Raw genomic sequence first — 21,129 nt, forward strand, 5'->3', positions numbered from 1 at the left:
CGTTACCTCGATGATCATTGGACGGCGGCGGAAGTATCGACAGGGCAGAAGGTCATCCTGACGTCGGTGCCACCGCGGCGGCGGTCACCGGTGTGCTGAGGACACTGAGGAGATGACGTGTGCACAGCCGCTGGTACGCGTCGTCGGGTCGCAGATGCAGAGCCGAAATATGCGCCGGTCGACGCCATCGAGTGCACCCGCGTGGTCCACTCGCGTCGTGGGTCGGTCGTCGCCGCGACCGCCTCCGACAGAGGACACCCTCACTTCGGATGTACGACCATGACGGGGCACTCGGCGTGCTGTATGAGCCAATGACTGGTGGAACCGAGTAGAAGGCCCCGGAATCCGCCCCGGCCGCGGCTGCCGACGACGACGAGTTGCGCGTTCTGCGACCAATCGCCCAGATGTTCACGAGGCTCGGACAGATAGACTTTGCGGATCACGGTGACGTCGGGGTACTTCTCCTGCCAGCCCGCGAGTCGCTCGGCCAGCAGCGCTCGCTCACCGATCTCCAGGTTCTCCAGCGGGATCTCGAGGTACTGCGCTCCCGCGAATTCACCGGCGGAGAGGTCGCTCCAAGCGTGGATGGTGACCAGATCGACACCGCGTGCTGCCGCTTCGGCGAAAGCGGCGGCAATGGCCGCTTCCCCCACTTCGCTGCCGTCGGCGCCTACCACAACCGGTGCGCGGTCGCCGGTCAGCTGCCGGTCGCCTCGCACCACCACGACAGCGCCGTCCGCGTGGGCGGTCACCGCGAGCAAGGTCGATCCGAGATGAGCGATCGTGCCCACGCCCGGTGTGGCGCCGAAGACCACGAGATGCGCGTGCGCCGACAGTGCGGTGAGCAGCGCTGCGGCGTTCTCTTCGCCGAGCTTCGTGGCCACAGCGAGATCAGGGGCGACACCATGCGCCAGCGCGCGGGCTTCGGTGAGGATGTTCGAACCGCGTGCGCGCATCGTCTCGCTGACCGGGGGCACCATCACGTCGTAAACGCCGAGCGTGGCGCGAGCCGCGGGAAGGTTCATTCCGTGCACGATCAGCAGGCGGCGCCCGCGATCCGCTGCCGTCCGGGCCGCCCAGCGGACAGCCGCCGAGGCGTGCTCGGTGCCGTCGGTGCCGACCACTACCGCAGCGGACGCGGGTTCGTGCGGATTGTCCTCGTGCTGATCAACCATGTCGGTGCCCTTCGGTGTGCGGATCCGTGATCTGTACGGTAGGGATCGGCACCTGCGGCGACTGCTGGCGTTGGTCCTCGACTGGAGGGCCGATAGGCAGTTGGGGGTGCCGCGCCGATTCGTCTGTTCGGTGTTGTGCGCATCCGTGGCTGCGTCAGGTGCTCGCACGTCACCGTGAGCGAGTTCGTTTCGCCGCGAAGGCGGCGAGCTTACAGCGACCGCATCGCACGCTACTCCGGCGCAGACGAGACAGCGAACCTGACTCGGTACCGCTCGATCGACCGAAAGTTACTGCGGCGCAGAGGTCGCTCGACGGCGGAGCGCTGAAACGTCGTGGTGCTGCGGCGTTCGCGTACCGGTTTCGACAGTGCGAGAACGTATCCGTTCCGGGTACTTGTCGCGCCGTGATGGACGTTGTCCAGCCGTCGAACTCGATTACGGCAGCGGAGCTGTCCAGCGCAGCTCGGTGCCGCCTTCGGGCCGGTTGGTGACGCTGAAACTGCCACCGGCGTTCTCGGCCCGCGCGGCCAGGTTCGCCAGTCCGCTGCGGCATGAGATGTTCGCCGGAACGCCCGCGCCATCGTCGGTCACCGCGATGGTGACGTCGTCCTTGACCTGCAACTCGACCGCCACGGTGCTCGCGGCCGCATGTCGCACCACGTTGCTCACCGCCTCCCGCAGAACTGCCTCGACGTCGTCGGACAGAGGTGGCGCCAGTACCGTGACCGGTCCGGCTAGCCGGACGGTTGTCCGCAGGCCGGTGTCGGCGGTCATCTCGACAACGATGCCTTGCAGGTGTTTTCGATACTTGGATGAATCCGCCGTCGTGTTGCTCTGTAGGTCGAAAATCGAGTGGCGGATGTCCTGAACGATGCCTTGCACGTCATCGATGGTGTCCATCAGGCGGGATTTGATCTCCGGTACTCGTGCCCGCTGCACTGTGCCCTGCAGGGAGAGACCCACCGCGAACAGCCGCTGGATAACGTGGTCGTGCAGACCGCGGGCGATGCGGTCGCGGTCGGAGAGGACGTCGAGTTCACGCATCCGGCGCTGGTTGTCGGCCAATTGCAGGGCAAGGGACGCCTGGTCGGCGAACGCCGCCATCATGGCCTGCGTGGCGGTGTCCAGCGGTGTCGCTCCGGCCGCCCGGAGGGAGGCGAGCACGCCGATCACCGAGCCCCGTGCCCGCAGCGGGAGAATCAAAGCGGGGCCCGTCTCGGGCGCTGTCTCGGCGAACGTATCGGCGAGCGGTTCGTCGACAGTGGCGGATGATCGTCCTGTCTGGAATGCCTCGCCCACATGCGTACCGGCAACGGGCACATGCAGACCGTTCATCGCCTCCGAATTCGGTCCGGCGGCGGCGGCGACCAGAAGTTCGGTCACTTCGTCGTGGGGGATGTCGGGGTCCTCGGGCAGAGCGAGGAATGTGATCGCGGAGTCGGTCAGTGTGAGTGCGCGTTCGGCGACGAATTGCAGGACTGCCTCGGGTTCACCACCGGCCAGTAGTTCGGTTGCTACGTCGCGAATGGCTTCGAGCCATTGTTGCCGGACTCTGGACTGCTCGTAGAGCCGGGCGTTTTCGATGGCGATACCCGCTGCGGCGGCCAATGCCTGGACCACGACCTCGTCGTCTTCGGTGAACTCTTGTCCGCCAGTGCTTTTTCGGTCAGGTAAAGGTTGCCGAATACTTCGTCACGCACTTTGACGGGGACACCGAGGAAGGTGTGCATGGGCGGGTGGTGTGCGGGAAAACCCACCGAGGCGGGGTGGTCGGCGATTCTGGCCAGTCGTAGCGGTTTGGGTTCTTCGATAAGCAATCCGAGTACGCCGTGCCCGCGGGGTAGGTCGCCGATCATGACGCGGGTGCGGTCATCGATCCCTTCGTAGACGAACTCGGCCAGCTGATTGCTGGCTTCATCGGTTTCGCGGACACCGAGGGCGCCGTACCCGGCGTCGACGAGCTCGATGGCGGTGTGCACGATGGTGCGCAAGGTGTTGTCGAGGTCGAGTCCGGCGGTGACCACCAGCATGGCTTCGATGAGCCGGTCCATTCGATCGCGTACGTCGACGATCTGCGCGATCCGGTCCTGGACCTCGATGAGCAGCTCACGTAGCCGCAGCTGCGACAAGGTCTCCGTCACCGAGGTCCGGCCGTTGGACCTGGGCGTGAACGGCTGCCCTCCATGGACCGCATTCTCCCACGATCGAGCCGCTGGCTCCCATTGCGGACCATCGCCGAGACCAGGCGGTCACATCAGGACTGCTTCTCCGGCTGTTTCAGCTTGGTGGCGATAACTGCGGCCTGGGTGCGACGTTCGACGCCCAGCTTGGTCAGCAGGCGCGACACGTAGTTTTTGACGGTCTTCTCCGCGAGGAACATCCGACCGGCGATCTGCCGGTTGGTCAAGCCTTCACCGAGTAGGGCGAGCAGGGCGCGTTCCTGGTCGGTGAGACTGGCGAGCGGGCCGGTTTTGGCCTCCGCTTCCGATCGGAGTTTGGCCATGAGCGCGGCGGCTGCTCGGTTGTCCAGCAGCGAGTTACCAGCGCCGACGGTGCGGATGGCGTCGACGAGGGCGAGACTCTTGACATCTTTGACCACGTAACCGCTGGCCCCGGCGAGGATGGCGTCGAGCATGGCCTGCTCGTCGGTGAAGGAGGTCAGGATCAGGCAGCGCAGGTTCGGATCGGCCGAGAGGAGTTCGCGGCACAGCTCGATGCCGTTGCCGTCGGGTAGTCTCATGTCCAGCACGGCAACATCTGGGCGGAGCGCTGGAATGCGGGCCAGTGCTTGGGAGTAGCTGCCCGCTTCGCCGACGACGACCAGGTCCGGCTCCAGTTCGACGAGGTCGGCGACGCCGCGGCGGACGATCTCGTGGTCGTCGACCAGGAACACCTTGACCATGGATAACCCCTTTCATGCTGTTATCTCAGACTACGGAGTGCCAGGTCGGCTCGGATCGGAGTTCGACCTCGGATCGGTGACCGAGGTCCCTTGACAGGTCGTGTCCGTACCGGCGTCCGGCTGCCGACATACGGTGCCGCAGCATGAGCAAGCGGTCAGCAGGGTGGGCGGACCGGTTGGCGTCGGGTTCACGCCGAATGTGCGACCAGGACCGGGCAATGCGCGTGCTGGACGAGAAAATTGCTGGTCGAGCCGAGCAGCAGGCCGGTGAAGCCGCCGCGGCCGCGGCTGCCCACCACGATCAACTGCGCGGTCTTCGACCAATATTCGAGGTGTTGAGTCGCCCCGGTCAAGTACACCTTGCGGGTCACGCGGACATCGGGGTATTTCTCCTGCCACCCGGCTAGACGTTCGGCAAGAATGGCGTCCTCCGCCGTCTCCAAACCGGAGCCCATGAAACCGGTGTCCGCCCGCCCGCGAACTCCTCGAAGCGCAAGTCGCTCCACGAATGTACAGCCACCAGCTCGGCGCCGCGCTCTGAAGCTTCGGCGAAGGCGGCGGCAATGGCTACCTCGCTGACCGGGCTGCCGTCGACGCCGACCACCACCGGGCCTTGCCTTTTGATGTGCGGTTCCCCGCCGGTGTCGCGTACCACGACGATGGAGCCGCGGCCGTGGCTGGTGACCGCGAGCAGCGTGGAGCCGAGATGGGCGAAGACGCCGACATTGCCGGTGGCGCCGAGCGCGATGAGGTGCGCGGATTTCGAGAGGTGGATCAGCAGCCTGGACGGGCTCGCCTCGGATATTTCGGTGCTGATCTCCAGGTTCGGCGCGACCTCGCCTGCCAGCTTGTGTGCGCCGGCGGCGATTCCCATGCCACGCGTTCGTAAGGCTTCGATGATCGATGGGGGAGTGGCCAGGTGGCTGCCCGTAATGGAGCGCAGCCCGGCAATGTCGAGCCCATGCGCGATGAGCAAAGTGCGGCCACGCCGCGCCGCTGTCTCGGCGGCCCAGCGGACGGCCAGCTCGCTGCCCTCGGAACCGTCTGCGCCGACCACCACCGGCGCGGACGCCAGAAGATGCGGGTTCTCGCGGTACTGCCGGTCCATGTATATCGCCCTCCGGACCTCGGAAATCAGCTGTCCTTCGTAGCGTAAGAACTCGCAGGTCGATCGGCTGCTGCCCTTGGTCCTGGTCCCGCAGGCCGAAGGGCCGCAATGTCGCCGCGCCGGATCGCCCGGACGACACCGGGTATCTGCCATCCGGACCTTCGCACCTGTCCGCCAGTAAAACCGGGAGGAGTGACGTGGGACGGCCGAATCCTGGGTAGGTGAGAGGTAGAGACCGTGAATCTACAGCTTATCGTCCTCTTCGCAAACCGATCCGGCCAAGAGCATGCGGGTCGATGCATCGCCGCGACGACGGTCGCAAAGTGTTGTCGTTGCCGCGGTCATCGAATGAACGGGTATTCGGTCCCGCCTCCCCGGGGCCTTCGACCCTGTGCGCCAACCGAGGGCGGTGGTGGTGTGTATGCCGACCGATTCGAAGCATTGCGAAAAAGAGAGGCAGGCAACAGCATTGGCGCGTGACCTGACGCAGCGAGAGATCCTGGCCGAACTGGAGCCAATCGCCGAGGACTGCGTGCACCGGCACCTGTCGATGGCCAAGGACTGGCACCCCCACGACTACGTGCCCTGGGAGGAGGGGCGAAACTTCGCCATGCTCGGTGGTGCGGACTGGTCTCCCGAGCAGTCCACGCTCACCGAGGTGGCGAAAGCCGCGATGGTCACCAATCTGCTCACCGAGGACAATCTGCCTTCCTACCATCGCGAGATCTCCGAGAACTTCTCCCGTGACGGTGCATGGGGTACCTGGGTCGGCCGCTGGACAGCCGAGGAGATGCGGCACAGCACCGTGATCCGCGACTATCTAGTGGTCACCCGCGGCGTGGACCCGGTTGCTCTCGAAGCGGCCCGGATGGCCCACATGACCAACGGATTCTCCTCCGGTGCAAATGAAACCGATGTCGCGAGTGGCGCCGGATTCCTGCACTCGGTCGCCTACGTCAGCTTCCAGGAACTGGCCACGCGGGTCACCCACCGCAACACCGGCCGAGTGTGCGACGACCCGATCGCCGACCGAATGTTGCAGCGCATCGCCGCCGACGAGAACTTGCACATGATCTTCTACCGCACCATCTGCGGCGCCGCCCTGGATTTGGTGCCCGATCAGACGATGGAGGCAATAGATACCATCGTGGAGAACTTCCGGATGCCGGGCGCGGGCATGCCCGACTTCCGCCGCAACGGCGTGCTGATGGCCAAGCACGGGGTCTACGACCTGCGTCAGCACTTGGAGGAAGTGCTGCTTCCGGTAGTCAGGCAGTGGAACATCATGGACCGCAACGACTTCGGAGCGCGCGGCGAGCAAGCGCGCGAGCGACTCGCCGCATTCCTCGATGACCTGCAACAGGTGCAGATCCCACGCTTCGAACAACAGCGCGCCCGCGCCTTGGAACGCGAACGCGCCCGCGCATCGCAGTAGCGCCCGAGGAGAGATCATCACCAGCATGCGGTCGAAGCGGTGCTCGTCGGCGACGAAGTGGCTTATGACCGGAACTGAGCGGCCGGTGCTGCGGCGGTGGTGTCCCACGCCGCACCCGCTGCCGATCCGGTGCTCCGGATCGGTTGCCGCGGGACGAATCGGCGGCCCACGCGCTGCAGTAGCAGGAGTTCGGATGCGCGACAGGGGTTCCCGACTCAGGGGTCCAGTCCTGGCCGTGCCAGTCGATGAGGTGCCCGGGCGGAGCGTCGGTCAAGCCCTCCCACCACACGTCACCGGCGTCCGTGCGCGCGGTGTTGGTGAAGATCGAATTACCGGCATCGATCGTAGCGATCGCGTTCGGGTTGGTCTGCTCGCCGGTTCCCGGGGCGACGCCGAAGAACCCCGCCTCCGGGTCAGCGGCCCGGCTCGCGGAGCCTCCGGCCGCATCGACCGAGATACGTCCAGGTGGCTGGTCACGACGAATCGCTCCTTCGAAAACTGCTAGGTTTTTAGTTTAGAAAAATTGCAATCAGCTACCGAGCGGAAGCGGCATTCTTATAAATGGCGAGGTCAGGCGGGTTCTTCCAGGGCTTCGACCTGACCGGCGACTACGCCGGTGAGAATGGCCCGTGCGACCGCTAGAAGCTCGGCGACCTCGGGAGTGGTCAATTCGTAGGTCACCGAGAGGCCTTCACGGCGAGCGGTCACCAGTCCGGCGCGCCGGAGGATCGACAACTGCTGGGACAAGTTGGCCGCCTCTATCCCGATCTCGGTCAACATCTCCGAAACTGCGTGCTCACGCTGACTGAGTAGCTCGAGCACGCGCACCCGCACCGGATGCCCGAGTGTTCTGAAGAAGTCGGCCTTCATCTGATAGAGCGGCCGCTGCAGTCCTGGCATCGCCACCACTCCCTCCGGTTCCCGGCGAAGCGGTATCGGTATCCACCGCCTTATTTGCAGAGTTTAGCAAACAATGCTTTTGGCAATTCGGGGGACCGTCCTCGGACCAGGACCTCCTCGCTGCACGCGGTCTCGTCGCGGTCAGCACCACGATCGAGCGGCCGCACCTCAGTCGAGAGAATGCGCCCACCCATGTGATCCGGTGACGACGAACAGTGCGTCGTGGCTTCCGTGATGAGGCAGTCGTCGCGGGCACTGGCCATGCTGGCCGAGTCACGGCTGCTGGGATTCGCTGCGGTGCGCCTCCCCGGGGCGAACGGCCTCCGCATTCGGGAATTGCGGCCCTGTTCAGGAGGTGCCCGGGTCGGTTTTCCTGAGACGAATCCGCTCGTCGGAAGGCGCTGTTCGGGAAGGAGCGGGCGTGTCCGGAACGAATTCGATGATCGAGCAGTGGTCCGGACGGGCCGCTGTGTGGGTGGGGCCGGTGCTGGTGGCGGCGACTGTGGCCGCCCTGATGTCCGGACTGGTGTTCTGGCTACTCGGGCTGCGGGAAGTCGCTGAGGGTTGCTGGATCGCGGCCACGGTGGTGGCGGTCGTGCCTGCGGTGTGGTGGATGGTCACCACGCTGCTGCGGGGTCGGGTCGGGGTGGATTTGATCGCGGTGTTGTCGCTGGTGGGCACCTTGCTGGTGCACGAGTATCTCGCTGGTGCGCTGATCGCTGTGATGTTGGCGACCGGTCGCGCACTGGACGCGGCGGCCGAGCGACGCGCGTCGCACGATCTGAGGTCTCTGCTCGAGCATGCACCGCGTTCGGCACGCCGCCGTGTCGGCGCCGAGGTGAACGTGATCGCGTTGGACGAGGTCGCCGTCGATGACGTGCTTTTGGTGGCGCCCGGCGAGGTGGTGCCGGTCGACGGGCGGGTGCTCGACACAGTGGCCGTACTGGACGAATCGGTGCTCACCGGCGAGCCGTTGCAGGTCGAGCGGGGGATCAGCGAACCGGTGCGCAGCGGTGTCGTGAATGCCGGCGCCTCCTTCGAAATCCGTGCGACCGCGACCGCGGCGGACAGCACCTACGCCGGAATCGTGCGGCTGGCTCGAGAAGCCGGCGCCGAGAACGCGCCCGTGATCCGGTTGGCCGACAGGTACGCGGCCTGGTTTCTGCCCTTGACGCTGCTCGTGGCCGGGGCGGCGTGGCTGTTGAGCGGGTCGGCGGTGCGCGCGGTCGCGGTCCTCGTCGTGGCCACCCCGTGTCCGCTGTTGTTGGCCGCGCCGGTGGCTATCGTGTCGGGGCTGTCGCGGGCCTCCCGCCAGGGGGTCGTGATCCGCAGCGGCGGTGCGCTGGAGAACCTCGGCCACGCGACCACACTTGTCATGGACAAGACCGGAACGCTCACCGCGGGCCGGCCCGCGGTAGTCGAGGTGATCGCCGCCCCTGGCCAGGACGCGGCCGAGGCATTGCGGCTGGCCGCGTCGGTTGACCAACTGTCGCCTCATGTGCTGGCCGAGGCGATCGTTACCGAGGCGCTGGCTCGCGACGCGGCGCTGTCGCTGCCCACCGCTGTCAAAGAACAGCCTGGCCGCGGCATCTCCGGCATCGTCGAGGGCCACCGCGTCGAGGTGGGCAAACTGCCTGATTCGGCGACGGGATCCGAGTGGGCGCGTGCGGTGGACAGCCGAGCGCGCTTGGACTCCGCGGCGATCGCGTGGATCGTCGTCGACGAGGAGCTTCTCGGGGCGGTTCTGCTGCGCGATCCGTTGCGGCGGCACGCGCCGCGAACGATCCGCAGACTGCGCGAGGCGGGGTTGAACCGGCTGGTGATGCTCACCGGCGATCGCCTCGAACCGGCCCGCGAGGTCGCCGCCGTGCTCGGCCTCGACGAGGTGTACGCGGGGCAGAGTCCCGCCGACAAGGTCGCCGCGGTGCGCGGCGAACGCGAGCGCGCGGTGACGGTCATGGTCGGTGACGGTGTCAACGATGCTCCCGCCTTGGCGGCCGCGACTGTCGGTGTGGCGATGGGCGCACGCGGGTCCACCGCTTCTTCGGAGGCCGCCGACATCGTGCTCACCACCGACCGGCTCGACCGGCTCGCCGACGCCATGGACACCGCCCGCTGGTCGCGCCGTATCGCCGTGCAAAGCGCCGTGGTCGGGATGAGCCTGTCACTGCTGGCGATGATCGTGGCCGCCGCCGGGCTGCTCCCGCCCGCCACTGGTGCACTGCTGCAAGAGGTCATCGATGTGGCGGTGATCCTCAACGCGCTGCGAGCGCTACGGGGCAGTCCAGCCGCTCGCACCGAAGTGGCCGCGGCGACAGAGGAATTGCTGCACCGCTTCGCGGGTGAACACGAGACTCTGCGTGAGATGCTCACGCTGTTGCGTACCGCCGCCGACCGGCTCGCCACCGCCAACGATCCCGCGGCCCTGGCCGCTGTCGAGGACGCCAACCGCTTCCTGGTGACCGATCTGCTGCCCCACGAACGCGCCGAGGAAACCCTGCTCTACCCGGCGCTGGCCGGCCCGCTCGGCAGCACCGAGGCCACCGCGACGATGAGCCGCGCCCACGCCGAGATCCAGCGGCTCACCACCCGCGTCGGCGCCCACCTCGAACGCGCCCACGCCGCGGGCGCCATCACCGGCGACCAGATCGACGACCTACTCGCCTGCCTCTACGGCCTGCACACCTTGCTGCAGCTGCACTTCCTGCAGGAGGAGGAGAACTATTTCACCCTCACCGACGACGACCAACCCGAGAACATTCCGGCCTCTCAGCAGCCTCACCCCCACGAACCCCTGCGGCGATGACGCCGTCACCTGGAGCGGGCGCAGGCACCTGATCCCGCGCGCGGCTGCGGTAGGCGCTCGATCAGCCGGCGAGGTCGATCGTCCCCCGAGAAATTCCGTTGGCCGCGACGGAGAGGAGTGTCCGTTCCCGCAGTCGCGCCTCGTTCAGTTCTTCCTCGGGCACACCGTGCAGAACGGCTTTCGCAGGGACGTGGGCTTCATCGATGCCGGTGAGGATCACCGGGGAGAACTCCTTTTGGAACGGTGCATGGTCAAGCTCTGGACGTGTCCGGGTTTCGCCTGGTTCTCGTCCAGTGCGCGGGCGTTGATTTCGCGCTCGGCAAGGGCGCGGACCAGCTGGCTGCGGTCGACGGTGTGTGCCGACCGGTATTCGAGTGCGGATTCCTGGCCTTCCTCCAGGTCGTGTCAGGCCGGTGAGCGCGCCGAATGCCTGTTCGGATATGGCGTTTCGGGCCAGATCGACGGCTTTTCGAGACTGGTCGCGTACAGGATCGTGGCGAGCTCGAGGTTCGTGGCGTGATCCGCTTTCTCCTCGGTCCGGGCGCGGTCACGAGAGGTCACGTTCGGAGTGTCGGGCAGTAGTCGGCCGGCCCGGCGGGAACACCGAGCCGCCGCAGCAGCAATGTCACCGGACACCATCCGACGGCGCTGTAGAGAAGCAGGTTCGCGCCGACCAACCCGGTGAAGATCAGCCACCATGGCGAGAACACCGCGGCCAGTAGCGCACTGATCAGCACGAACGTACCTGCCAGCAGCGGCACGACGCGTGCGATGGACCAGCCGTGATGTCGAGATACTTGCCGCATGTGCATGTCCTTCAATCCGTCGGGGTGCTGTTCAGGCGAGAGTGAGGAACAGCTTCTCCAGTTCGGCTTCGGTCATCGGCTCGGAACCATCCGGGGTTTCTCCGGTGAGGCATTCGCGCAGCCCGGTGGCGACGATCTTGAATCCGGCCCGGTCGAGGGCACGGGAGACGGCCGCGAGTTGGGTGACGACGTCTTTGCAGTCGCGGCCCTGCTCGATCATGGAGATCACTCCGGCGAGTTGGCCGTGTGCACGGCGCAGCCGGTTGAGTACCAGGGCGATCGTTTCCTCGTTGCCGACCATGGCGTGTTCCCTTTCATCGAGTTCCTCAGCCAATATACCCATGGGGGTATCCCCGGGCTCGATCGGTCGGAGCCCGGGGACACCCCATCAGCGATGGGCGAAACTGATCGCGGGCAATAGCTTGCGAAGCCAGCGGGGTGACCACCAGGCGTTGTGCCCGGTCAGGCGCAGCAGGACCGGCAACAGCACCAGCCGCACAGCGGCCGCGTCGAGCAGGACGGCGACGCCGAGGATGATTCCCATCTCTTTCGGGGGCAGCGGTTCGGCGAGGGCGAAAGTGAAGAACACAGCCACCATGACCGCGGCGGCGGCGAAGATCACCCGTCCGGAGTGGGCGAGTCCGTCGATCTGGGCGGTTTCCGGGTCGCCGGAGCGTTCATAGTGTTCTTTGGCGGTGGCCAGGAGGAACACCGTGTAGTCCATCGCGATCGCGAAGATCATCGCGAAGAAGAACACTGGTCCCCACCCGTCCAGGAAGCCTTGTGGGGTGAAGTCGAGCAGACCGGCGCCGTGTCCGTCCTGGAAGATCAGTTTCGCGACGCCGAAGGCGGCGGCGGTCGACAGCAGGCTGACTAGAGTGCCGAGCGCGGCGATCAGCGGCGCTTGCAGTGCGATCAGCAGCAGTGCGAATCCGAGGACCAGGATGATCGCCACGATAATTGGGAAGTAGTCGTCGAGGGCTTGCTGCAGGTCGAGGTTTTCCGCGGGTGCCCCGCCGACCACGGCGTCTGCGGGCAAGTCGTCGCGCAGATCATCGAGGATCTCACCCATGCGCGGGTCCGATGGGTCGACATCGGGCAGCGCCTGCATCATCACCAGACCGCTGTCGTCGAGGGCGGGCTGGGGAGGGGTGACCATCATGATGCCGCCGACGGTGGCGGCGGCCTGCGCGGCCTGCGCGGATTGGGTGGCCAGGGTGATGATCTGCAGCATGCCCGGCGCGCCCTCGCCCATCTGGGCCTGAACCAGTTCGTAGCCTTGGCGCACCGGGGCGTCGGAGGGGACGACCTGGATCGAGGGCATAGCCACCTTCAGTCCGGACACCGGGATCGATAAGGCGATCAGTACGATGACCGCGCCGATCGCGTATGGCCACGGATGCGTGTGCAGCAGCCGCCCCCATGCTGCGAACCGCGGTGAACGGTGCTGCTGGCGCTTGGCATGCGGCAGCGAACCGGCGTTGATCCTGCGACCGAGAGCTCCGAGTGCCGCGGGCAGCAGCGTCATGGTTGCCGCCAGCACGAACGCCACGGCGAACATGATCCCAACCGCCATCGTCCGCACCGCGGGCGCCGGCACGATGAGCACCGCCGACAAGCTGACCAAGACTGTCAGCCCGGACAGCGCAACCGCTTTGCCCGCGGTGTCCATCGTCTCGGCGACCGCGGCCTTGGCGTTCGGGGCGGTGGTGAGCGCGTCGCGGAATCGGGCGACGATGAACAGTGCGTAGTCGATGCCGAGCGCTAGGGCGAACATCATGGCGAAGTTCATCGCCCACACCGAGATCGGCGTGATGTGGTTGAGCAGCACCAGCCCACCGGCGGAGGCCACCAGTCCCGCCAGGGTGAGCAGGAGTGGTAGTCCGGCCGCAACCAGCGACCCGAACGCGAGCACCATGATTGCGAGCGTCACCGGCCAGGAGAACAGTTCAGCCTTGATCATGGCGTCGTGGTTGGCCTTGTTGAAATCACTCCACAACGCCGACGCGCCGGTGGGGTAGACCTCGATCCCATCGCTGGACAACGCGGTCAGCGCATCCTTGTGCTCATCGACCGCCTTGACCATGTCATCGGTGGAGGCGTTCGCGCCCGCGATGAGAACTCCGGTATGCCCGTCCGGACTGATCGACATCCCCGGCTGGGGCCCTACCACCGCGCCGAAGCGCGCATCACCTGCGAAGACCTCGGCGATCTCGCTGAGGACCCGCTGGACTCGTGGACTATCGATCGTCGCGGCGTCGGAATGGACCACCACCTGCGCAGCCGCCGAAGAAGCGCCACCGAAATGCTGCTGTGCCAACTCGCGCACCCGCACCGATTCCGATCCGTTGGCCTGCCATCCGGCCCCGGCCAGCGATGTGAACACGCTCGGCGCGGCCGCGCCGAGCGCGATCAGCAACAGCAACCACACACCGAACACAATCCGGGCACGCCCAGCCATCGCGGCACCGAGCCTGCCCAGCACGCCGGAGTTGTCCGGCGGTGAGGTGTCCCGAGCAGGTGAAACAACCAACGAGTCGGTCATGAGTTCCTCCTTATATACCCCCTGGGGTATGCCGATTCAAGTACGAAGATACCCCAGGGGGTATTGGAAGAAAAGGTGGCTCTCCACAGGCGGGCGCATCTGGGGGCCACGAGAGCGGTGCCGGTGGAACTTCGATCGCGCCGCGGATCGGCTGATTTCGGAAACGGTCGCTGTTGACCACGCCCGATGGTCAGGAGTGCCATCCCCAGATCTGCCGACCGTCAGATGGCCGTTGAGCCCTCATCCGGCTGGGCTGGCATACCGGTCGGGCCAGGCTGAAGCGGCCATGCCGCATGAGGCGATGGTCGCCTACTCGATACTCGCCATGCTGATTGATGGTTGCGGACGGGCCCGCCATTCCCGTCCAACGTCACCGGCTCGTCCTCGAGCAGCCGGGTGATGAATAGCGGAACGTCTTCTCCGGAGCTCCACCGGACCGAAGTTTGTTGCAGTCAGGAACCGGCAGGCGACCGCGTCGAGCTGACGGACGTGGCCGAAGGTGAACGGCCGCAGTAACGATCCAACGTGGATGGCGCGGAGGCCCGGGCGAAGACCCGCCCCATCACGCCGTGCCGCGGCAGCGTCATGTCATCGATCGAGTCGGCACCGCAGACCATCCACCGCCAGCGATGCGACCTTAACCCCAGCGTTCGCGCCCTTGTCGACACGCTCAGTTGTTCGCCTGCCAGGTTCGCAGCGCGGCGGACTCGACCAGCGCAAGCACCGGAACGAGGCCGCCAGCCGCCACACGATGGGATCATCGAACGCTGCCGAGGTCGTCGGCAGCGTGTGAGTGTCTTGCGTCAACCTCTCGGCCGGCTCCGACGTACCGTTTGACGGCTCAGCAGACAGCCCCAGCGGCGGGACATCCGGACTTCCGGAATTGGCGATCTCAAGCAGGTTGAGGTTCCAATGGTCGGTATGCCAAACCGAGAGGATCGGTTGGCGGTCAGCGCACATCGGCAAGCGCGGATCTTTCGCCCGGCAAGCGTGTTCAACGCCGCGGCGAGCGATCGACTTGATCCATGAGGGATGATTTCCCGCGTCCTGAGAACAATATCGGCGGCCTACCGACTCGGTGAGGCCTGCGGCCGTTTCTTCCTGGCGAGCGGGTGGGGTTCGCCGGTGATCGTCATGAGTGCTTCGATGACATCGCCACGCAGGTGGGTCAGGACGGCTGTGCCTTCGTGGTGCTGCCCGACGTAGGCTCGTTCGACTGTCTCGCCGAACAGCTGGCAGACTTGGGCACGCACGGTCTCAGTGATCGAGTAGGTGGTGACCTCCAATTCATCTGCCCACGGCAGGTTCTCACGGACTCGATTCCACAACCCGTCGTAGCGCCTATAGCTGATCGGCCGCCCGTTGCGCTTACGCAGCACGCGGGACGTAGCGTTCTCACCCCCCGACGTTCGGCATGCTTTCCCAACGCCGCCATGAGACGGGGGAGAAACCGGATGCCAGCGAAACCCACCGCCCCGCGTCCGCAACCGCGCGAGGCAGTTGTCGCGGTCGAGATCGTGAAGCGCCAAATCGATGACAGCTTGCCGATCGCTCGCGGTTTGGATGTAAGGGACGTGATCGAACCATGGGACCTGCCGATCACCAAGGGACTGCAGGAGAGCATCCACCGGTTCGAGAAACTCGACCAGGAGATCGAACTACAGCCTGTGCTCGATCAACTGACCGCCCGGCCGCCGTTGGACGTGACTCTCTCCGAGGCGACCGAGCAGCGACTGCCGCTGATTGCCGGAGGCTTGAGCGTGGCGCTGGCGCACACATTCGTCACGATCGAACCGGGCCGCAAGAACCCCGGGACCGCCGAATGGGACGTTGCCTTCGACATCTTCCATCTCCTGCTCTGACCACGGCCCGGGGCCCGGCGAACCAGTAGATCGTCGCTGGCCGCGACGGCTCATCCACTACGAAATAGGCCGCGCGCAATGTATCCCTTGAGCGTGCGTTGGTAGAGCAAACAAACTCGAGCAGATTGAGTTCCGGGTATGCCAACCCGAGCCGAGCGGTTAGCGACAGGCACTTCGGCACCGCGAATCTCTCGTGGGCAAGCACCAGTGACGCTGCGACGAGCGATCGACATGATCCATCAGAGGTGATTCTCCCGCAGCCTGCGAACAAGCTCGGTTACCGATTCGGCGAGCCCTGAGGCCGTCTGCTCCTGGCAAGTGGATGGGGTTCGCCGGTGATCGTCATGAGCGCTTCGACGACATCACCGCGCAGGTGGGTCAGGACGGCAGTGTCTTCGTGGTGCTGCCCGATATAGATCCGCTCGATCGTCTCGCCGAACAGCTGGCGGACGTGAGCACGCCGCCCTGCCCTCGTTGCTGGGGTGGGTGCGTGACTACGGTGGCATCCTCGTCGCCCTCGCCTACCTGCAGTACATGTCCCTGGCCGCAGCGCTGACTCTATGGGGCGCACGCATGAACCGGCCCCGCTCCCGCGCATTGCACCGCTCCTCCATCCACACCCCAGCGTTTGCATCACGGTCCACGCGGCGCGCGGACCGGGGGTGAGCGAAGGTGAACCTCGTGCGAGGTTTAGTGTTCGACTTCGTGGATGACGGCTTCGGCGCGCACGTGCAGGACTTCCTGCAGAACCATCCTCGACATCGACATGTTCGACAGGTGCCCAGGCAAGGTGATCACCGTGTGCGCCGCGGCGCGGCGGCATTCCTGCATCATTTCGGCGAACGCCGGGGGTAGCAATCCGCCCTGTGGTGGTGGTTCGTGGAACACGGTGGCCAGCTCGTAGCCCAGCGACCGGGCAGCAGCCCGTAACGTGTCCTCACCCGCGGCGCGGGCGCGGTCACCGATCAGGTCATCGCGCAGATACCCGTAAGCAAGAGGCAGCAGTGCAGTAGTCATCATGGAAACCAGTTCCGCATCGACGGCCACCCAGAAAGACATTCGTCTCCGGCCGGCCGGATTGATATGTTCGCCGCAGCCTCGCCCGCAACGCCGGGGCCCGGCACACGTGGACACCACGTATCCGATCCACGACCGCGTCCCCTACTGGGCGTCGTTGCCCGATCGGCTCCACCACGTTGTGCACCACAAGGGGTCGCTATCGTCGCGACGAGCATCAACCACCCGGACGGAACCCCGCCCACCAGCAGCCCTACCCGCCGACACCACCAACCCTGCCCGCATAGGTAGACATTCCTCATCCGAAACCCACCCACCCATTACCTACCGCGTGCGTAGCCTGCCGTCTCACATCCCCAGCCGGTTGGTGCGCGCCGGCGACACTGCGGTCGAGGTCGTCGTCGTACTCGCCGTAATCGGGCGGAGCGCCGGGTTTGGCTGATGCGTTCTCGCTATCGGTCGATGGGTGAGCGGTCACTGATCGATGGGGCCAATAGCAGGGTGGTACTGCCATCTCCTTCTGTGATCTCGTAGCCCTCGATCACGTCAGTCGGCTTGATCTCGGCATGCCCGACCAGACGTCCGTCCCGACGACACCCGGAATCGGCTACCCGGACCACACCCCATTCCACGACCGTCCCGAAGTACATATCTGTCACTTCCGACGCACGCGCCGGCTTGGTGGCCGCAATCGGCGCCACCCTGTCCGGTGCGAGCTGGCAGCATTGTCGCACCCACTACACGGTCAATCTGATGTCGGTGTGTCCGAAATCGTCGTGCCCGTGGGTACGGACCTTGCTGCACTCTGTATTCGATCAAGCCGACCCGGATCGGTTGCTGCCCAATACGATCGGATGCTCGATGCGGTGGCCGAGAAACTGCCGAAGGTCGCCGACCACCTCGACACCGCCCGCGCTGATCTGCTCGGGTTAACGAGCTTCCCCAAGCAGATCTGGTCCCACCACCCCGTGCGCCGTGAGGTGAGGTTCCGATGAGCCGGGGAGCTGATTATCTGGTTCCGGCTGGAACCCGTTGATGGTAGCTGTCCTCGTACTCGTCCGGTGACCGCCAATCCAGCTTCTTCTGGATGCGCTGGGTGTTGTACCAGCCGTCGATGTAGGAGAACAACGCGTTCTCCGCGTCTTCCCTTGTGCGCCAAAAGTTCCGGTACACCAGCTCGGTCTTCAGCGTGGAGAAGAATCCGCGCGATCGTCGTTCGGAAAACCGGTGGACGGACATTGCCGAACAGGTCGATCGGTCAGCGCCGGTCGCGCCCAACCGGCGAGTTCGCGCGCACTCGTTTTCCCGCGCTCGAGGCGGTTCGCTGACCGGGTGGTGACGCATCGCGACTGGGCTGTGTCACGAGGCTATCAACTCACTCTCCCAGTGTGGGAGACCTACCAGCTCTTTCTCCCAGTGGGGGAGTAACGACCGGACGGGAACCCGATGTTCCGCATCTTGCCTCCTCATGCTTTGCCCACTACCCGTGCTGATCTGCGGTTCTGTCCGGCCGTCGGGGAGGCCTTCGCCGCACTGGCCGTGATCACTCCGGCGTGGTCGGACTATGAGGCGCTGGAGCAGGTCCGGTCCGTTACCCTGCCGGAGGAGACCGCACCACTGCACCCGGCAGCGCGCACGTTGGCCGGGGCACTGGACCACGCGTTCGAGATCCAGCGCGTGAGCGGGACGACAGCGCTCGTGCACAGCGTTCTCACGGCCTACCGCATCCTCCTGGAGGAGGCGATCAATGGCGGCGTGTCCCTGACCCCACGCCAGTGGGGGACATTGCGCCTGGCGTTCTCGGCTCTGTGCCGATTCGCGGTGGACGGCACCCCGCCGCCGGTGGCCGCGGCGCTGACCTGCCGGGTCATCGCCCCCCACGGTCACCGCGACTCATTAGGCAGGTGGATTCGCGGACACCATGTGTTCATCGTGCTGCTGCAATGGATTTCAATCGCGCTGCACGTCATGGTGAGCCATGTGGCGTCGGGCGAGATTCGCCGCGCGCGTGATGCTTTGGCCACCGCATGTTTGCTCATGCGTGGCTCAGCCATGGCTCTTCGGTTCACCGGAGATTTTCCGTCCGGCGACTACGAACAGCACATCCGTCCCACGCTGCTGCCACCGGCAGCTCCGCCGAAAATGACCGGACTACATTGGGCTGATCACCGGTATCTGGCACGCAGCCTGACGACGGCAAGTCCGGTGCTGGCCGATCCGCCGCATCAGATGCTCGCGTGGCGGAATGCGTTTCACCGGGCATTGCAGGACACCTACGAGTCCCACAAATTCGTATGCGCCGAATTCCTCGGACCCAGCGGAAGCACGCCCGTGTCGTCGGCATCCGGCTCGACGCCGATCGGCATGCTCAACCGCCTGAAAATTCACCGAACACAATTGGCAGTGAACCCTACGCGGGCTCCACGAGACACGGCTCTGCCCGAGTAATCACCATGAAGAACTTCGCAACGTCGAACGAAACACTGCACGCGACTGTCGTACGTGGCCTGACTTCGTCGGACAAGTACATACCGACCACATGGGTGTTCGATACCCGCGGTGGGGATCTTTACGAACACGCCATCACCGTGCCCGAATACTACTTGTCCGTGGCCGAGACGCGTCTGTTGACGGTCAGTGTCGCTGGCATAGCGGATGCGACCCGTGCCCGGACTCTGATCGACCTGGGGTGCGGCGCCGCGTCGAAATGCCGGCCCTTGCTCGAGCAGCTCCATTCGCGCGGCTTGTTGACCTGCTACGTGGCGTGGGATATCAACGAGGACGCTGTCGCGCAATCCGTCGAATTCGTGTCCGCCGCGTTTCCCGCGGTGGCCATCGAATCGATCGTGGAGGATTTCCACGAGTCTGCTCGACCGCTGTCGTTCGGTAACCCACAGTTGGCGATCTCCTTGGGGTGCACCTTCGGCAATCTCTCGCCCGGTGAACGCCACGCTCTCTTCAGCTCACTGTGCCGCAGGCTCGGCGCATCCGGCAGTCTGCTGATCGGCGCCGATTTGCTGAAGAATACCGACAAGCTGCTGGGGGCGTACGACGGTACCGCGCCGAGCGATTTGTGGAAGAACGCGTTGGTTCGGGCCAACGCCGAATTGGATGCTGATTTCGATCTGGACAACTTCGTCTACCATAAGCAGTGGAACGCCGCGGCCCGGCAAGTCGACCACTATCTGCGCGCAACCACGTCGCACAAGGTCAGCCTCCGGCGGATGGGAGCGACCATCGGCTTCGCGCGGAACGAACTGATCAAGGTGGCGCACTCGGCGAAAATGTCGGCCCTTGAATGGACGCAGGAGCTGGAGACGGCGTCGTACACGGTGCAACGCTGGTGGATCGACGATCGCGATACCTACGGGCTCTGTCTGGCTCAGGCTCAGCCATTCCGCGGATAGTTGGCAGTCATGTTCGATGTTATCGTCGTGGGTCTGGGCGGAGTGGGCAGCGCTGCAGCCTGCCATCTTGCCCAGCGCGGCTTGTCGGTCCTAGGACTGGAAAAGTATTCGCCCGTCCATCACTATGGCGCCAGCCACGGCGGCACCCGCATTATGCGTCACCTGCAGTACGAGGACCCGGCGTACGTACCGCTGGCGAGACGAGCTTCCGAACTGTGGGAACGTGTGGAGCACGACGCAGGCACGAGAATTTTCTCGGCAATCGGGGGACTGATGGTAGGTCCCGAGAACGGGCCACTGATCGCGGGCGCCGCGAAATCCGCCGCAGAATGGGACCTGCCCTGTGAGTTGCTGGACGCGGCCGACACCCGTCGCCGTTTTCCGACTCTCAATCCCGAGCCCGGCATGGTTGCCGTGTACGATTCCGGAGCCGGGGTTGTGCACCCCGAAGCCGCGGTAGCGGCACATCACATGTTGGCCGAGCGAGCCAGCGCGCAATTGCGTTTCCGGGAACCAGTGCTCGACTGGGCGGCTCGCGGCGACGGTGTCCGGGTGCGGACTGCCAGTGCGGTCTACACCGCCAGCCGGCTGGTGCTGTGTCCAGGCGCGTGGGCCAAACATCTGATCCATGTCGGCATGGAACTGAACGTGGAAACCATTGCTCAATGTTGGTTTCGCCCACGGGACGGGGCCGCGGACTTCGACTATGCGAAACACCCCTCCGTGATCTGGGAATGCGACAACGGCGTCATGTTCCTGTGTTGTCCCGATATGCGGGACGGTCAGGGTGTGAAGATCGGGTTCTCGTTGGGCACACAGGCAGAGGTGCCGGACAACCGAATCGCCCGTGCGGCGGATATTCAGCAGATACGCCGGTACCTGCGCAACCGCATGCCGTCGGTGGCCGGTGCGGTGCGACGGCATGCGACGTGTGTCGACGGCACGACGGCGGATCAGCATTTCGTGGTGGCGCCGCACCCGGATCATCCGAACGTGATCGTGGGATGCGGGTTCTCCGGCCACGGATTCAAGTTCGTCCCGGTTCTCGGGGAGATCTTGGCCGATCTGGCGAGTGCCGGGACAACAACGCACCCGATCGACCTGTTCGACCCGCGACGGCCGCGAACACTGAGGATCGGACACGAACTGCCGAAGGGATGACCTCC

20 protein-coding genes and 4 pseudogenes are annotated in these 21,129 nt (G+C 65.4%); 8 read left to right on the plus strand and 16 right to left on the minus strand.

The genetic code is table 11. From position 1 onward, the window contains the following. Nucleotides 1–260 precede the first annotated feature (260 nt). From M8859_RS31250 to M8859_RS31265, 5 genes and pseudogenes are all read right to left on the minus strand, one after another. Nucleotides 261–1,175, minus strand: a complete 915-nt coding sequence (locus tag M8859_RS31250; RefSeq protein ID WP_249645351.1) for a universal stress protein — start codon at nt 1,173–1,175, stop codon at nt 261–263. 435 nt (nt 1,176–1,610) lie between these two features. Beyond that, nucleotides 1,611–3,316: pseudogene (locus M8859_RS31255) on the minus strand (sensor histidine kinase). 113 nt (nt 3,317–3,429) lie between these two features. Continuing rightward, nucleotides 3,430–4,077 carry a response regulator transcription factor gene (locus M8859_RS31260; protein WP_195071791.1) on the minus strand — a complete coding sequence of 216 codons (648 nt, stop codon included), beginning with the start codon at nt 4,075–4,077 and terminating at the stop codon, nt 3,430–3,432. Between the two features lie 188 nt (nt 4,078–4,265). After that, nucleotides 4,266–4,448 carry a universal stress protein gene (locus M8859_RS37390; protein WP_308221245.1) on the minus strand — a complete coding sequence of 61 codons (183 nt, stop codon included), beginning with the start codon at nt 4,446–4,448 and terminating at the stop codon, nt 4,266–4,268. Nucleotides 4,449–4,480: 32 nt separating this feature from the next. Continuing rightward, on the minus strand, nt 4,481–5,185 hold the full coding sequence (locus M8859_RS31265; protein WP_308221246.1) for a universal stress protein: 705 nt from the start codon (nt 5,183–5,185) through the stop codon (nt 4,481–4,483). Between the two features lie 469 nt (nt 5,186–5,654). Here M8859_RS31265 and M8859_RS31270 point away from each other — a divergent pair, with 469 nt between their 5' ends. After that, entirely contained in the window at nt 5,655–6,620 is a 966-nt protein-coding gene (locus M8859_RS31270; protein ID WP_195071793.1) for an acyl-ACP desaturase, read from the plus strand. A gap of 172 nt (nt 6,621–6,792) precedes the next feature. Here the strand turns inward: M8859_RS31270 and M8859_RS31275 are convergent. After that, a pseudogene (locus tag M8859_RS31275) lies at nt 6,793–7,041 on the minus strand (phosphoenolpyruvate carboxykinase domain-containing protein); the annotation flags it as partial. Nucleotides 7,042–7,190: 149 nt separating this feature from the next. Then, complete coding sequence (locus tag M8859_RS31280; RefSeq protein WP_195071794.1) at nt 7,191–7,520, minus strand: ArsR/SmtB family transcription factor; 330 nt, start codon at nt 7,518–7,520, stop codon at nt 7,191–7,193. A gap of 439 nt (nt 7,521–7,959) precedes the next feature. On the opposite strand from M8859_RS31280, the gene M8859_RS31285 reads away from it, so the two are divergent. Beyond that, the gene (locus tag M8859_RS31285) at nt 7,960–10,326 is read left to right on the plus strand and encodes a heavy metal translocating P-type ATPase (protein WP_195071842.1); all 2,367 of its coding nucleotides are present in this window, start codon (nt 7,960–7,962) and stop codon (nt 10,324–10,326) included. 61 nt (nt 10,327–10,387) lie between these two features. Here the strand turns inward: M8859_RS31285 and M8859_RS31290 are convergent, their stop codons facing one another. After that, complete coding sequence (locus M8859_RS31290; protein ID WP_195071795.1) at nt 10,388–10,546, minus strand: hypothetical protein; 159 nt, start codon at nt 10,544–10,546, stop codon at nt 10,388–10,390. A 44-nt stretch (nt 10,547–10,590) separates the two neighbouring features. Between M8859_RS31290 and M8859_RS31295 the strand changes: the two genes are divergently transcribed. Further along, the gene (locus M8859_RS31295; protein WP_195071796.1) at nt 10,591–10,743 is read left to right on the plus strand and encodes a hypothetical protein; all 153 of its coding nucleotides are present in this window, start codon (nt 10,591–10,593) and stop codon (nt 10,741–10,743) included. On the opposite strand, the gene M8859_RS31300 is transcribed toward M8859_RS31295, so the two are convergent. The 6 genes and pseudogenes from M8859_RS31300 to M8859_RS31325 form a co-directional block, all read right to left on the minus strand. Beyond that, entirely contained in the window at nt 10,732–10,887 is a 156-nt protein-coding gene (locus tag M8859_RS31300; protein WP_195071797.1) for a hypothetical protein, read from the minus strand. The genes M8859_RS31295 and M8859_RS31300 overlap by 12 nt on opposite strands. Next, nucleotides 10,884–11,132: a YgaP family membrane protein gene (locus M8859_RS31305; RefSeq protein ID WP_195071798.1), complete on the minus strand. Its 249-nt coding sequence runs from the start codon at nt 11,130–11,132 to the stop codon at nt 10,884–10,886. The genes M8859_RS31300 and M8859_RS31305 overlap by 4 nt, the downstream gene beginning before the upstream one ends. Before the next feature lie 31 nt (nt 11,133–11,163). Continuing rightward, nucleotides 11,164–11,433: a metal-sensitive transcriptional regulator gene (locus M8859_RS31310; RefSeq protein WP_195071843.1), complete on the minus strand. Its 270-nt coding sequence runs from the start codon at nt 11,431–11,433 to the stop codon at nt 11,164–11,166. Between the two features lie 87 nt (nt 11,434–11,520). Continuing rightward, nucleotides 11,521–13,677, minus strand: coding sequence for an MMPL family transporter (locus M8859_RS31315; protein ID WP_195071799.1), 2,157 nt, complete (start codon nt 13,675–13,677; stop codon nt 11,521–11,523). Between the two features lie 453 nt (nt 13,678–14,130). Beyond that, a pseudogene (locus tag M8859_RS31320) lies at nt 14,131–14,484 on the minus strand (IS1380 family transposase); the annotation flags it as partial. A 260-nt stretch (nt 14,485–14,744) separates the two neighbouring features. Further along, nucleotides 14,745–15,056 carry a hypothetical protein gene (locus tag M8859_RS31325; RefSeq protein ID WP_195071800.1) on the minus strand — a complete coding sequence of 104 codons (312 nt, stop codon included), beginning with the start codon at nt 15,054–15,056 and terminating at the stop codon, nt 14,745–14,747. 75 nt (nt 15,057–15,131) lie between these two features. Here M8859_RS31325 and M8859_RS31330 point away from each other — a divergent pair, with 75 nt between their 5' ends. Beyond that, nucleotides 15,132–15,539: a DUF1931 family protein gene (locus tag M8859_RS31330; protein ID WP_283780243.1), complete on the plus strand. Its 408-nt coding sequence runs from the start codon at nt 15,132–15,134 to the stop codon at nt 15,537–15,539. 690 nt (nt 15,540–16,229) lie between these two features. On the opposite strand, the gene M8859_RS31335 is transcribed toward M8859_RS31330, so the two are convergent. Then, nucleotides 16,230–16,598: a hypothetical protein gene (locus M8859_RS31335; protein WP_223515887.1), complete on the minus strand. Its 369-nt coding sequence runs from the start codon at nt 16,596–16,598 to the stop codon at nt 16,230–16,232. A 612-nt stretch (nt 16,599–17,210) separates the two neighbouring features. On the opposite strand from M8859_RS31335, the pseudogene M8859_RS31340 reads away from it, so the two are divergent. Next, a pseudogene (locus M8859_RS31340) lies at nt 17,211–17,551 on the plus strand (transposase); the annotation flags it as partial. A 13-nt stretch (nt 17,552–17,564) separates the two neighbouring features. Here the strand turns inward: M8859_RS31340 and M8859_RS31345 are convergent. After that, complete coding sequence (locus M8859_RS31345) at nt 17,565–17,795, minus strand: IS3 family transposase (RefSeq protein ID WP_195071802.1); 231 nt, start codon at nt 17,793–17,795, stop codon at nt 17,565–17,567. Nucleotides 17,796–18,002: 207 nt separating this feature from the next. Between M8859_RS31345 and M8859_RS31350 the strand changes: the two genes are divergently transcribed. The 3 genes from M8859_RS31350 to solA are packed head-to-tail and all read left to right on the plus strand — an operon-like array spanning nt 18,003 to nt 21,124. After that, the gene (locus M8859_RS31350) at nt 18,003–19,004 is read left to right on the plus strand and encodes a 3-methyl-L-tyrosine peroxygenase-related protein (RefSeq protein WP_195071803.1); all 1,002 of its coding nucleotides are present in this window, start codon (nt 18,003–18,005) and stop codon (nt 19,002–19,004) included. A gap of 5 nt (nt 19,005–19,009) precedes the next feature. Then, a complete protein-coding gene (locus M8859_RS31355) occupies nt 19,010–19,963 on the plus strand; it encodes an L-histidine N(alpha)-methyltransferase (protein WP_159930241.1) in 954 nt (317 codons plus the stop codon). Nucleotides 19,964–19,972: 9 nt separating this feature from the next. Continuing rightward, nucleotides 19,973–21,124, plus strand: coding sequence for an N-methyl-L-tryptophan oxidase (solA, locus tag M8859_RS31360; RefSeq protein ID WP_249645353.1), 1,152 nt, complete (start codon nt 19,973–19,975; stop codon nt 21,122–21,124). Nucleotides 21,125–21,129 lie beyond the last annotated feature (5 nt).

Source organism: Nocardia sputi (genome assembly GCF_023501985.1).